This is a genomic window from Kitasatospora sp. NPDC092286, assembly GCF_044755565.1.
Classification (GTDB): domain Bacteria; phylum Actinomycetota; class Actinomycetes; order Streptomycetales; family Streptomycetaceae; genus Kitasatospora.
The window spans coordinates 314,533-327,291 of the sequence record NZ_JBIVRD010000001.1 but is presented as its reverse complement, the minus strand read 5'-3'; the positions used below and the strand labels follow the sequence as shown (position 1 = coordinate 327,291).

Below are 12,759 nucleotides of genomic sequence, written 5' to 3'. Positions count from 1 at the left end.
CGTACCCTCCCTCGTACGAAAGAGCGCCCATGGCCCGCGACCTCACCCCCGGCTCCCGCCGAGGCCGGCTGAGGGTGTACCTCGGCTCCGCCCCCGGTGTGGGCAAGACCTACCGGATGCTGGACGAGGCCCGGCGCAGACGGGAACGCGGCGCGGACGTGGTGGTCGGCTACATCGAGTGCCACGGCCGCCGCTACACCGAGGCGCTGGTGGACGGCCTGGAGCTGCTGCCGAGGGTCAGCCGCTCCTACCGCGACAGCGACTTCGAGGAGATGGACCTCGACGCCGTCCTCGCCCGCCGTCCGTCCGTGGCCCTCGTGGACGAACTGGCCCACACCAACATCCCCGGCGGCCGCAACGCCAAGCGCTGGCAGGACGTCGAGGAACTGCTGGACGCCGGGATCGACGTCATCACCACCGTCAACATCCAGCACCTGGAATCGCTGAACGACGTCGTCCAGAAGATCACCGGCATCCCGCAGCGCGAGACCGTCCCGGACGAGGTGGTCCGCCGGGCCGACCAGATCGAGCTCGTCGACATGGCCCCCCAGGCGCTGCGCCGCCGGATGGCCCACGGCAACGTCTACAAGGCGGAGAAGGTGGACGCCGCGCTCTCCAACTACTTCCGGGTCGGCAACCTCACCGCCCTGCGCGAACTCGCCCTGCTCTGGGTGGCCGGGCGGGTCGACGAGGGCCTGCGCGACTACCGGGCCAGCCACAACATCGACCGGGTCTGGGAGACCCGCGAACGCGTCGTGGTCGCCCTCACCGGCGGCCCCGAGGGCGAGACCCTGATCCGCCGCGCCGCCCGGATCTCCCGCCCGTCGCCCACCACCGCCCCCGACGGTGACGCGCCGCGCCGCCCCTCCCTCCGCACCGCCGGCGGCGACCTGCTGGCCGTCCACGTCACCCGCAGCGACGGCCTGGCCGGCGCCTCCTCCGGCGCACTCGCCCAGCAGCGGCAGCTGGTCGAGACCCTCGGCGGCAGCTACCACGTGGTCGTCGGCGACGACATCCCCACCGCGCTGCTGGCCTTCGCCCGCGCCCACGACGCCACCCAGCTGGTCCTGGGCACCAGCCGCCGCGGCCGGATCACCCGCTTCCTCACCGGCCCCGGCATCGGCGAGACCACCGTGGACGCCTCCGAGGACATCGACGTCCACATGGTCACCCACGAGTTCACCGGCCGCGGCCGGCTGCCCTCGCTCGGCCGCCGCCACTCCCGGCGCCGCACCATCGCCGGCTACCTCGCCGGGCTCGTCCTGCCCTGGCTGCTGACGGCCCTGCTCTCGCAGGCGCCCGAGCGGGTGAACCTCACCACCGACGCGCTGATCTTCCAGCTCGGCGTGGTCGTCGTCGCCCTGCTCGGCGGTGCCACCTCGGCCCTGCTGGCCTCGGTGGTCGCCTCGCTGCTGCTGAACTACTTCTTCATCCCGCCCGTGCACACCCTGACCATCGGCGAGACCAACAACATCGTCGCGCTGGTGGTCTTCGCCGCCGTCGCGCTCGCCGTCTCCACCGTGGTCGACCACGCGACCCGGCTCACCAGCCGCGCCGCCCGGGCCACCGCCGAGGCCGAGACCCTCTCCACCCTCGCCGGCAGCGTGCTGCGGGGCGCCGACGCCCTGCCCGCCCTGCTGGAGAAGTCCCGGACGGCCTTCGGCATGGACTCCGTCGCCCTGCTGGAACGCGCCGGCGGCGAGGTGCTGGCCCGCTGCGACGGGGAGGCCCCGGCCGACGGCGCCCCCGACACCGACACCCCCGCCGCCCCCGACCGCGCCGGAAGCGCCGGAACCGGCGAGACCACCGAGGTCCCGGTCGGCGCGGACGCCGTCCTGGTCCTCACCGGCCGCCGGCTGCCCGCCGCCGACCAGCGCGTCCTCACCGCCTTCGCCGCCCACGTCGCCGCCGCCCTCGAACGCGACCGGCTCGCCGTCGTCGCCGCCGAGGTCGAACCCATCAAGGCCGCCGACCGGATGCGCACCGCCCTGCTCGCCGCCGTCAGCCACGACCTGCGCACCCCGCTCGCCGCCGCCCTCGCCTCGGTCGGCTCGCTGCGCAGCCCCGACGTCGAGTTCTCCGCCGAGGACCAGGCCGAACTCCTCGCCACCGCCGACGAGTCCCTGGTCAGGCTCACCCGGCTGGTCGACAACCTGCTCGACATGAGCCGCCTCCAGGCGGGCGCGCTCACCCTGCACCTCGCCGAGACCCACCTCGACGAGATCCTGCCCCGGGCCCTGGACACCCTCCCCGCCCCGTACGCCCCGGTCCAGCCGCTCGACCTGGACACCGCGCCCGCCGTCCTCGCCGACCCGCCGCTGCTGGAACGCGTCCTCGCCAACGTCATCACCAACGCCCTGCGCCACAACGCCCCCGGCGCACCCGTGCTGGTCACCGCCAGCCACCACCGGGACCAGGTCGAGCTCCGGGTGATCGACCGCGGCCCCGGCATCGCCCCCGAGGACCGCGACCGGGTCTTCCTGCCCTTCCAGCGCCTCGGCGACACCGACAACACCACCGGCGTCGGTCTCGGTCTCGCCCTCTCCCGCGGCCTCGCCGAGGCCATGGGCGGCAGTCTGGAGGTCGAGGACACCCCCGGTGGCGGCACCACCATGCTGCTCACCCTGCCCGCCGCCCACCCGGGAGAAGCGCCCGTATGAGAGAGCGAAGCCGACGAATGACCGAAACGCGCCTGTCCCGCGAGGCGGGCGCCGGGCGACGGGGGCACCTTCCGGCCTCCGGGACCGGGGGAGTGGCGCGCGCATGAGCGAGATCCTGATCGTCGACGACGAACCCGCGCTGCTGCGCACCCTGCGGATCAACCTGAGCGCCCGGCAGTACGCCGTCCGGACGGCGGCCAGCGGCGGGGAGGCCCTCGACCGGGCCGCGCACACCGCGCCCGACGCCGTGCTGCTCGACCTCGGCCTGCCCGACCTGGACGGCATGGAGGTGATCCGGAGCCTGCGCAGCCGCAGCGCCGTGCCGATCATCGTGCTCTCCGGCCGGGCCGGCGCCGCCGACAAGGTCGGCGCCCTCGACGCCGGCGCCGACGACTACCTCACCAAGCCCTTCCTGATGGAGGAGCTGCTGGCCCGGCTGCGCGCCGTGCTGCGCCGGCCGCCGGGCGGGATCGCCCTGCCCGCACCGGTGATCGGCGACCACACCGTGGACCTCGCCGCCACCACCGTCAGCGGCCCGGACGGCCCGGTCCGGCTCACCCCGACCGAGTGGCGCATCCTCGCCCTGCTGCTCGCCAGCCCCGGCCGGCTGGTGCCCGGCCGGCGGATCCTGCGCGAGGTCTGGGGGCCGGCCCAGGAGGAGCGCGGCAACTACCTGCGGGTCTACCTGGCCGGCCTGCGCCGCAAGCTGGAACGCGACCCGGCCCGGCCGCGCCATCTGATCACCGAGCCCGGCATCGGCTACCGCTACGAGCCCTGACCGGACGGGAGCCCCGCGGTGTCAACGGTCCGTCAAGGGGGGCCAGTCGCACGACAGGAGGGCGTCAAGAGCGGGCGGAACGGGTCGTCCGTGGGCGTAGCGTCAGCGGTGGGAGAGCGGCCCCGCTCCATGTGGGGGATGCCTGGGGCCGCTCCGCCGCCGGTGGGGCCCACCGACGTCATCGGCGGCCAGCAGGTGGGGGAGGGGCGCGCGGTTCAACACCGCGCGCCCCCATCGGTTTCGGCCCCGGCCCGCGGTCAGCCGCCGCCGGTGCCGCCGGACTGCCGGGGCAGGGCCAGCGCCACCGTGTCGGCGAACTCCCGGACCGCGCTGGTCCGGCTGACGATCCGTCCGCTGTGCACCACCAGGCGGCTGTGACCGCCCGCGAGCGCCCCCGCCAGGCTGTCCCCGCGCACCGCCAGCAGCTCGGCCGGGAACCCGGCGTCCACCCGGACCGGGGGGAGCCCGAGCGCCACCCGCGCCTGGTTCGCCACCGCGTCGTACGCCGCCTCCGGGGCCAGCACCCCGCTCGCCGCCAGCAGGTACGCGGCCTCCAGCGGATCGGCCCGCCCGACCGGGTTGGCGGCGTCGCGCAGCGAACCGCTGCCCGCCGCGAGCGGCACCCCGGCCTCCGTCAGCTCGCGCAGCAGCCCCGGCCGCAGCCCGCTGGGCCGGCCCTCCAGTCCGGTGCAGCAGCCGTTCTGCGGCAGGCAGACCACCCGGATGCCGTGACCGGCCAGCACCGCAGGGGAGCCCGGCGCCAGCGCGCCGCACGGGCCGAGCGTCACCCGCGGCCGCAGCGGGGCGAGCGCGCTCGCCAGCCGGGCCAGCCGCGCCGGGTCGGCGGCCGTGGCGTGCAGGTCGACCGGGCAGTCCGCCTCCCGGGCGGCCTCCAGCAGCACCTGGGCGTACCCCGTCGGGTCCGGGTCCAGTTCGGGGCAGCCCCCGGCCGCGGTGGCGCCCAGCTTGAGGGCTTCGCGCAGTTGGGCCCGGCCGTCCGCCCCGGCGCGGCCGGTGAGCAGCCGGGGCATGGCGACCGCCTGGAGCTCGGCCAGGCCGCGCAGCGCCTGCCGGGCGGTGAGCACGGCCTCCAGCCGACGCAGCCCGTGCACGTCGCCGATCCGGACGTGGGTGCGCTGGGCGGTGGCGCCGTAGCCGAGCGAGGTGAGCGCGGCCTCGGTGACCCGGCGGGTGAGGTCGGTGGGGGTCTCCGGCGGCGGAGCGGGCAGCGCGGCGGAGAAGGCGACGTCGTAGTGGGCGTGCGCCTCGGCGGGGGCGGGCAGCAGCAGGTAGCCCTTGAGGTCGATCCGGGCGCCGGTGGTGGCCGTGGGGGTGCCCGGCAGGGCGGGCAGCGGTCCGAGGCTGCCGGCGGTGCCGACGGCCTGGATCCGGTCGCCGCTGATCCGTACGTCCACCACCCGGCCGTCGGCGAGCCGGGCGTCGGTGAGCAGCAGGACGGGGCCGTGCCCGAGCGGGTTGGCCGCCGGGCCGGGTCCCGGCTGAGGCCCGTCGGCGGGTGCGCTGTCCATCGCCCGGCTCCTTCTCGCGCTGGCCCGTCTCGTACCCCGGCCCGTCCCGATCAATGAGCGACGAGCCTATGGCGGTCGGGCGCGGGGCGACGGGAGGCGGGCAATAGTCGTATCGGGTCGGGCCGCGCGGCCGGGGGGGTGGTCGAACGCCCGGCCTTCGATCGGTCATCCGCGCACCCCGCCGACCTGCGGTCTTCGCGCCGGGATACGGATTTCACCTCTGGGCGCGGAACGTGTAATCTCTTCCTCGTTCGCCCCTATAGCTCAGTCGGTAGAGCGTCTCCATGGTAAGGAGAAGGTCTGCGGTTCGATTCCGCATGGGGGCTCTGGTGAAAAGCGGTCAGCTACGGCTGTGCTGCGGATCACTGTGGCGGTGTAGCTCAGTTGGTAGAGCAAGCGGCTCATAATCGCTGTGTCACCGGTTCAAGTCCGGTCACCGCTACCCCGCGTAGTCGGTCGGGAGATCGCACTCCCGGTCGGCTACTCTTGTTGTGTTCTTATTCATTGTCCAAGGAAGGCACTCCCGTGGCTGCCACCGATGTCCGCCCGAAGATCACGCTGGCCTGCGTGGAGTGCAAGGAGCGGAACTACATCACCAAGAAGAACCGGCGTAACGACCCGGACCGTCTTGAGATGAAGAAGCACTGCCCCCGCTGCAACTCGCACACCGCGCACCGCGAGACCCGCTGACCCTGTTGCAGGGCATCGGGCCTGTGTGACTCAGGTCTTCGACTCCGGGCCGCATCCCTCACTGGGTGCGGTCCGGAGTCTTTTTTGTCACCCGTTTCCGTGACCCGCTCTCTGTGACCCACTTCGGTGGCACCGGACAGTTGAGGAGTTGCCCATGGCGCTCGACCCCTCCTTCATCGGGCGGACCTATCCGCCCACCGAGCCGTACGAGGTCGGCCGGGAGAAGATCCGCGAGTTCGCCGTCGCCGTGGGCGACGCCAACCCCGCGTACAGCGACCCGGAGGCCGCCAGGGCCCTCGGCCACCCGGACGTGATCGCCCCGCCGACCTTCCCGTTCGTGATCACCTACCAGGCCGCCGGCCAGGTGGTCGAGGACCCGCAGCTGGGCCTGGACTACACCCGGGTGGTGCACGGGGACCAGAAGTTCGCCTACACCCGGCCGGTGCGCGCGGGGGACCGGCTCTCGGTCGCGGTGACCATCGACAACATCAAGTCGCTCGCCGGCAACGACGTCCTCACGGTGCGTGGCGAGGTGACGGACGGCAGCGGCGAGCACGTGGTGACGTCGATCATGACCCTGGTGGCCCGGGCCGCCGACGAGGCGGGGGAGTAACGCGATGGCGATCAGCTATGACGAGGTCGCGGTCGGCACCGAGCTGCCCGCGCAGTCCTTTCCCGTGACGCGCGCCACCCTGGTGCGGTACGCGGGTGCCTCCGGCGACTTCAACCCGATCCACTGGAACGAGAAGTTCGCCCTGGAGGTCGGCCTGCCGGACGTCATCGCGCACGGCATGTTCACCATGGCCGAGGCGATCCGGGTGGTCACCGACTGGGTCGGCGACCCGGCCGCGGTGGTCGAGTACGGCGTGCGGTTCACCCGCCCGGTGCCGGTGCCCAACGACGGCGTCGGCGCCGTGATCGAGGTCACCGGCAAGGTGGCCAAGCTGCTGGACGACCGCAGGGTCCAGGTCGACCTGCTGGCCACCGCCGACGGCCGGAAGGTGCTGGGCATGTCCCGCGCGGTCGTCCGGCTGGCCTGAGCCCCGGGGCGTACGGGGAGAGGGGCGCCGCGCCCTCCCCGTACGCTGGTGGGCGTGCTGGTAGAACTCGACGCCCCCCTCGCCCCGCTCACCACCCTCCGGCTCGGCGGCCCGGCCCGCCGACTGGTGTCCGCGCACACCGACGACGAGGTGGTGGCCGCCGTCCGTGAGGCCGACGCGGCCGGCGAGCCGCTGCTCGTCATCGGCGGCGGCTCCAACCTGGTGATCGGTGACGCCGGTTTCGCCGGCACCGTGCTGCGGATCGCCACCACCGGCTTCGCGCTGGACGGCCTCACGCTGGAGCTGGCCGCCGGCGAGGTCTGGGAGGACGCGGTGGCCCGCACCGTCGGTCACGGCCTGGCCGGCATCGAGTTCCTGGCCGGCATCCCCGGCTCGGCCGGCGCCACGCCCGTGCAGAACGTCGGCGCGTACGGCCAGGAGGTGGCGCAGTCCGTCACCGAGGTGGTCGCGTACGACCGCCGGGCCGGCGAGGTGGTCACCCTCTCCAACGCCGAGTGCGTCTTCTCCTACCGGCACAGCCGCTTCAAGGCCGACCCGGACCGCTACGTGGTGCTCCGGGTGCGCTTCGCGCTGGAGGACAACGGCGGCCTCTCCACCCCCGTCCGCTACGCCGAGACGGCCCGCCACCTGGGCGTCGAGCAGGGCGAGCGGGTCGGCGTCGACGTCGCCTGGAACGCCGTGCTGGCGCTGCGTTCGGGCAAGGGCATGGTGCTGGACGCGGCCGACCACGACACCTGGTCGGCGGGCTCCTTCTTCACCAACCCGGTGCTGACGGCCGCCCAGTACGAGTCCTTCCGCACCCGCCCGGGCACCGAGAACGCCCCCGCCTACCCGGCGCCGGACGGTTGCACCAAGACCTCGGCGGCCTGGCTGATCGACCGGGCCGGCTTCGGCAAGGGCTACGGCGACGGCCCGGCCACCCTCTCCACCAAGCACACCCTGGCCCTGACCAACCGCGGCGCCGCCACCGCCGACGACCTGCTGGCGCTGGCCCGGGAGATCCGCGACGGGGTCCGGGCGGCCTTCGGCGTCGAGCTGGTCAACGAGCCGGTGATGGTGGGCGTCAGGCTGTAGGCCACGGGCCGGTGCCGTCCCCCAGCCAGGTGTCGATGTCCGCCAGCAGTTCCTTGCGGACGCTCTCCGGGGCGCGCGAGCCGCGCACCGACTGGCGGGCCAGCTCGGCGAGCTCGGCGTCGCCGAAGCCGAGCACGTCGCGGGCCAGGGCGTACTGGTCGGCCAGCCGGCTGCCGAACAGCAGCGGGTCGTCGGCGCCGAGCGCCAGCGGCACGCCGGCGTCGAACAGCCTGCGCAGCGGGACGTCCTCGGCGAACTCGTAGACGCCCAGCGAGACGTTGGAGGACGGGCAGACCTCGCAGGTGATCTGGCGGTCCGCCAGCCGCTGCATCAGCCAGGGGTCCTCGGCGGCCCGGACGCCGTGACCGATCCGGCCCGCGCCCAGGTCGTCCAGGCAGTCCCGGACGGACTCAGGACCGGCCAGTTCGCCGCCGTGCGGGGCGGCCAGCAGACCGCCCTTGCGGGCGATGTCGAAGGCCCGGTCGAAGTCCCGGGCGAGGCCGCGGCGCTCGTCGTTGGAGAGGCCGAAGCCGACCACGCCCCGGTCGGCGTACCGGACGGCCAGCCTGGCCAGGGTCCGGGCGTCCATCGGGGACTTCATCCGGTTCGCGGCGACCAGCACCCGGATGCCCACCCCGGTGGCCTCGGCGGCCTGCTCCACGGCGTCCAGGATCAGCTCCAGGGCGGGGATCAGCCCGCCGAGCATGGGCGCGTACGAGGTCGGGTCGACCTGGATCTCCAGCCAGCGGGAGCCGTCCCGCCGCTCGTCCTGGGCGGTCTCCAGCACCAGCCGGCGGATGTCGTCCTCGCCCCGCAGGACGGAGCGGGCGGTGTCGTAGAGGCGCTGGAAGCGGAACCAGCCGCGTTCGTCGGTCGCCCGCAGTCTGGGCGGCTCGCCGGAGCTGAGCGCCTCCGGCAGCCGGATGCCGTGTTTGTCGGCCAGTTCCAGCAGGGTGGCGGGGCGCATCGAGCCGGTGAAGTGCAGGTGCAGGTGGGCCTTGGGGAGGTCCCTGACGTCTCGCGGATTTGGCAGGCGTTCCATTCGCCGATACTGCCGTATCGGGCCCGGATACGGGAACCGCCCCCTTCGCATCCCCCGAAGGGGTGAAAAGGGGGCGGTTCCACTCAATGCGCCCCGTCAATGCGCCGGGTCGGCGCCGACGGGGGCGGTGCGGCGCGGGTCAGTCGCGGGTCAGTCGCGGGCCTCGCCGAGCAGCTTCTGGATCCGGCTCACGCCCTCGGCCAGGTCGGCGTCGCCGAGCGCGTAGGACAGCCGCAGGTAGCCCGGGGTGCCGAAGGCCTCGCCGGGGACGACCGCGACCTCGGCCTCGTCCAGGATCAGCGCCGCCAGCTCGCCGGAGGTCTGCGGGCGCTTGCCGCGGATCTCCTTGCCCAGCACGCCCTTGACGGACGGGTAGGCGTAGAACGCGCCCTCGGGCTCGGGGCAGAGCACGCCCTCGATCTCGTTGAGCATCCGCACGATGGTCTTGCGGCGGCGGTCGAAGGCGGTGCGCATCTCCTCGACGGCCGTCAGGTCGCCGCTGACGGCGGCGATCGCGGCGCGCTGCGCGACGTTGGAGACGTTCGAGGTGGCGTGCGACTGCAGGTTGGTCGCGGCCTTGACGACGTCCTTGGGGCCGATCACCCAGCCCACCCGCCAGCCGGTCATCGCGTAGGTCTTGGCGACCCCGTTGACCACGATGGTCTTGTCGGCCAGCTCGGGCAGCAGGGCCGGCAGCGAGGTGAACGTCGCGTCGCCGTAGACCAGGTGCTCGTAGATCTCGTCGGTGAGCACCCAGAGGCCGTGCTCCAGCGCCCAGCGGCCGATCGCCTCGGCCTCGGCCTCGGTGTACACCGCGCCGGTCGGGTTGGACGGCGAGACGAAGAGCACCACCTTGGTGTTCTCGGTGCGGGCGGCCTCCAACTGCTCGACCGAGACCTTGTAGCCGGTGGTCTCGTCGGCCACGACCTCCACCGGCACACCGCCGGCCAGCTGCACCGACTCCGGGTAGGTGGTCCAGTACGGGGCCGGGATGATGACCTCGTCGCCCGGGTCGAGGATCGCGGCGAACGCCTCGTAGATCGCCTGCTTGCCGCCGTTGGTCACCAGCACCTGGGAGGCGTCCACCTCGTAGCCGGAGTCGCGCAGCGTCTTGGCGGCGATCGCGGCCTTCAGCTCCGGCAGGCCGCCGGCCGGGGTGTAGCGGTGGTTCCTCGGGTCGCGGCAGGCCTCGACGGCCGTCTCGACGATGTAGTCCGGGGTCGGGAAGTCCGGCTCACCGGCACCGAAGCCGATCACCGGACGGCCGGCCGCCTTGAGGGCCTTGGCCTTGGCGTCGACGGCGAGGGTCGCGGACTCGGCGATGGCGCCGATCCGGGCGGAGACCCGTCGGTCGGCGGGACGGACGGAACTGTCGGGCTGCGGGGTGGAAGCGCTCATGCCTGCATCGTCGCAGAACCGGGACGGACCGGGCATGGCGGTTTCACCATGCGTACCCGCTCGTCCACATGGCGGCCCGGACCTGCGACGGCTCGAAGAAAAGGTTCGACCAAACACCCCCGGACCACGTACACTCACTGCTCGACGGCCACCGAGAAGCCAAAGCTTCCACTGCCTGTACAGACAGCGGCGGGAGATGAGGTAGGTTGGTGGTCGCTACCGGAGCCGCGAGGCACCGTAGGGCAATAGCTCAATTGGTAGAGCACCGGTCTCCAAAACCGGCGGTTGGGGGTTCAAGTCCCTCTTGCCCTGCTGCTTGATCCGTATTCAGCCCGTTCGCTCCACAGAGCGAGCGGGCTTGATGCGGAGAGGGCACCGATCAGCACCCGCTTTAGCCGGCCGCTCGTGCCCTGTCGGGCACGCAGGTGATGCTCGGCAGGACCCGGATTCAGGTGAGGACGAGTGACGGAGACCACGGGCTCCACCGCAACGCCTGAGAGCGGCAACCCCGAGGGTGCCGACGGCGCTGCCGAGACCACGCCCGCCGAGGGCGATGAGAAGGCCCTTTCGCGCCGCGACCGCAAGCGGGCAGACCGTTCAGGCGACAAGAAGTCCGGCAAGCGGGCCAAGAAGGGCGCGTTCGCCCGTCTTGCCCTGTTCTACCGCCAGATCATCGCCGAACTGCGCAAGGTCGTCTGGCCCACCCGCAGCGAGCTGGTCAACTACACCACCGTCGTGGTCGTGTTCGTCGTCGTGGTGATGGCCTTCGTGGCCGGCCTCGACTACGGATTCTCCAAGCTCAGCCTCTGGATCTTCGGCTGACCGAGCGTCCCACCTGTGAAACAGCTTCCCGACCCGGGCCGATCCTCGGCCCGGGTCGAGCTGTCGGCGCCGAACGTACGAGGCCGCTACCGTTGACTCGGTACTGTTGAAGTCTCCGAGACGTCTCCTGGCGCCCGCGTGAGCGGAGCCGCGCCGAAGTCGATCCCGGAGCGCGCCACCTTCACCATCTCCAGGAAAGAAGCAGCCACCGTGTCTGAGTCCCCCCTGTACGACGCCGACGAGACCGTCCGCGAGGCGGATGTCGCCGCCGAGCTGGACGCGGCCGAGCTGGCTGTCGAAGCCGAGTCCGCCGAGCAGATCGTGGACGCCGCGGACAGCGACGAGGACGAGGCCGAGGCGTACGACGAGGCCGAGGCCGGCGAGCCCGCCGAGGAGGCCGCGCTGCACGTGGAGTCCGACGAGGAGCCCGCCGCCGAGGACGCCGACGAGGCCGCCGCCGACGAGGAGGCCGAGCCGGCCGTCGAGGTCGACCCGGTCGCCAAGTTCCGCGAGGACCTGCGCTTCATGCCGGGCGAGTGGTACGTGATCCACACCTACGCCGGCTACGAGAACCGGGTGAAGCAGAACCTGGAGCAGCGCGCGGTCTCGCTGAACGTCGAGGAGTACATCTTCCAGGCCGAGGTGCCGCAGGAGGAGGTCGTCCAGATCAAGAACGGCGACCGCAAGACCATCCGCCAGAACAAGCTCCCCGGCTACGTCCTGGTGCGCATGGACCTCACCCCCGAGTCCTGGGGCGTCGTGCGGAACACCCCCGGTGTCACCGGCTTCGTCGGCAACGCCTACGACCCGTACCCGCTGACCCTGGACGAGGTCGTCAAGATGCTCGCCCCGGACGTGGAGCGCCAGGCGGCCAAGGAGGCCGGCAAGCCCTCCCCGGTCAAGCCCAGCGAGATCCAGGTGCTCGACTTCGAGGTCGGCGACTCGGTCACCGTCACCGACGGCCCGTTCGCGACCCTGCAGGCGACCATCAACGAGATCAACCCGGACTCGAAGAAGGTCAAGGGCCTGGTCGAGATCTTCGGCCGGGAGACCCCGGTCGAGCTCTCCTTCGACCAGATCCAGAAGAACTAGTACGAAGCCACTGCTTCGGGGCGGGGCTTCGGCCCCGCCCCGAAGTCGTTTTGGTCCAGCGGCGCATCCGCGTTAGCCTGGTCCGATGTGTGTGCAGGCGGCCGGGTGTCGCCCCGGCCTCGCACGCGCCAGCAATCACCTCTCGGAAGGACCCGGAGAGAAATGCCTCCCAAGAAGAAGAAGGTCACGGGGCTTATCAAGCTCCAGATCAACGCCGGTGCGGCCAACCCGGCGCCGCCGGTCGGCCCCGCGCTGGGCCAGCACGGCGTCAACATCATGGAGTTCTGCAAGGCCTACAACGCCGCGACCGAGTCGCAGCGCGGCATGATCGTGCCGGTGGAGATCACGGTCTACGACGACCGTTCCTTCACCTTCATCACGAAGACGCCGCCGGCCGCGCGCCTCATCCTGAAGGCCGCGGGCGTCGACAAGGGCTCCAGCGAGCCGCACAAGACCAAGGTCGCCAAGCTCACCAGCGCCCAGGTCCGCGAGATCGCCACGGTCAAGATGCCCGACCTGAACGCCAACGACCTGGACGCGGCGTCGAAGATCATCGCCGGCACCGCCCGGTCGATGGGCATCACCGTCGAGGGCTGACCAGCTCTTTTCGTCC

Annotated in this window: 12 protein-coding genes and 3 tRNA genes; 12 read left to right on the top strand and 3 right to left on the bottom strand. The window is 72.5% G+C overall.

Going from position 1 to position 12,759, the window contains the following annotated elements:
• Positions 1–29 precede the first annotated feature (29 nt).
• Both ACIQIB_RS01585 and ACIQIB_RS01580 read left to right on the top strand, forming a co-directional pair.
• Positions 30–2,660, top strand: coding sequence for an ATP-binding protein (locus ACIQIB_RS01585; RefSeq protein ID WP_363605873.1), 2,631 nt, complete (start codon positions 30–32; stop codon positions 2,658–2,660).
• A gap of 103 nt (positions 2,661–2,763) precedes the next feature.
• Positions 2,764–3,438 carry a response regulator gene (locus ACIQIB_RS01580; protein ID WP_363605871.1) on the top strand — a complete coding sequence of 225 codons (675 nt, stop codon included), beginning with the start codon at positions 2,764–2,766 and terminating at the stop codon, positions 3,436–3,438.
• A 257-nt stretch (positions 3,439–3,695) separates the two neighbouring features.
• Here the strand turns inward: ACIQIB_RS01580 and ACIQIB_RS01575 are convergent, their stop codons facing one another.
• Entirely contained in the window at positions 3,696–4,967 is a 1,272-nt protein-coding gene (locus ACIQIB_RS01575) for a hydrolase (protein ID WP_400756184.1), read from the bottom strand.
• Positions 4,968–5,220: 253 nt separating this feature from the next.
• On the opposite strand from ACIQIB_RS01575, the gene ACIQIB_RS01570 reads away from it, so the two are divergent.
• The 6 genes from ACIQIB_RS01570 to ACIQIB_RS01545 all read left to right on the top strand — a co-directional run bounded on the left by ACIQIB_RS01570 (position 5,221) and on the right by ACIQIB_RS01545 (position 7,792).
• Positions 5,221–5,293 (top strand) — tRNA-Thr (locus ACIQIB_RS01570).
• 43 nt (positions 5,294–5,336) lie between these two features.
• Positions 5,337–5,409: transfer RNA gene (locus ACIQIB_RS01565), tRNA-Met, on the top strand.
• An 83-nt stretch (positions 5,410–5,492) separates the two neighbouring features.
• Positions 5,493–5,657: a 50S ribosomal protein L33 gene (gene rpmG, locus ACIQIB_RS01560; RefSeq protein ID WP_006604855.1), complete on the top strand. Its 165-nt coding sequence runs from the start codon at positions 5,493–5,495 to the stop codon at positions 5,655–5,657.
• 154 nt (positions 5,658–5,811) lie between these two features.
• Positions 5,812–6,270, top strand: coding sequence for a MaoC family dehydratase N-terminal domain-containing protein (locus tag ACIQIB_RS01555; protein WP_363605867.1), 459 nt, complete (start codon positions 5,812–5,814; stop codon positions 6,268–6,270).
• Between the two features lie 4 nt (positions 6,271–6,274).
• Entirely contained in the window at positions 6,275–6,697 is a 423-nt protein-coding gene (locus ACIQIB_RS01550) for a MaoC family dehydratase (protein ID WP_363605866.1), read from the top strand.
• 54 nt (positions 6,698–6,751) lie between these two features.
• Positions 6,752–7,792, top strand: coding sequence for a UDP-N-acetylmuramate dehydrogenase (locus tag ACIQIB_RS01545; protein WP_363605865.1), 1,041 nt, complete (start codon positions 6,752–6,754; stop codon positions 7,790–7,792).
• On the opposite strand, the gene ACIQIB_RS01540 is transcribed toward ACIQIB_RS01545, so the two are convergent.
• Together ACIQIB_RS01540 and ACIQIB_RS01535 are read right to left on the bottom strand one after the other, a co-directional pair.
• Complete coding sequence (locus ACIQIB_RS01540) at positions 7,782–8,834, bottom strand: adenosine deaminase (RefSeq protein ID WP_363605863.1); 1,053 nt, start codon at positions 8,832–8,834, stop codon at positions 7,782–7,784. The two genes, ACIQIB_RS01545 and ACIQIB_RS01540, sit on opposite strands and share 11 nt — an antisense overlap.
• Before the next feature lie 150 nt (positions 8,835–8,984).
• A complete protein-coding gene (locus ACIQIB_RS01535; RefSeq protein WP_363605861.1) occupies positions 8,985–10,232 on the bottom strand; it encodes a pyridoxal phosphate-dependent aminotransferase in 1,248 nt (415 codons plus the stop codon).
• A gap of 239 nt (positions 10,233–10,471) precedes the next feature.
• Between ACIQIB_RS01535 and ACIQIB_RS01530 the strand changes: the two genes are divergently transcribed.
• The 4 genes from ACIQIB_RS01530 to rplK all read left to right on the top strand — a co-directional run bounded on the left by ACIQIB_RS01530 (position 10,472) and on the right by rplK (position 12,743).
• Positions 10,472–10,544: transfer RNA gene (locus tag ACIQIB_RS01530), tRNA-Trp, on the top strand.
• A gap of 150 nt (positions 10,545–10,694) precedes the next feature.
• Positions 10,695–11,054: a preprotein translocase subunit SecE gene (gene secE / locus ACIQIB_RS01525; RefSeq protein WP_363605860.1), complete on the top strand. Its 360-nt coding sequence runs from the start codon at positions 10,695–10,697 to the stop codon at positions 11,052–11,054.
• Between the two features lie 210 nt (positions 11,055–11,264).
• Positions 11,265–12,146: a transcription termination/antitermination protein NusG gene (nusG, locus tag ACIQIB_RS01520; RefSeq protein WP_400756182.1), complete on the top strand. Its 882-nt coding sequence runs from the start codon at positions 11,265–11,267 to the stop codon at positions 12,144–12,146.
• A gap of 162 nt (positions 12,147–12,308) precedes the next feature.
• Positions 12,309–12,743: a 50S ribosomal protein L11 gene (gene rplK / locus ACIQIB_RS01515; protein ID WP_363605859.1), complete on the top strand. Its 435-nt coding sequence runs from the start codon at positions 12,309–12,311 to the stop codon at positions 12,741–12,743.
• The last annotated feature ends 16 nt before the right edge of the window (positions 12,744–12,759 follow it).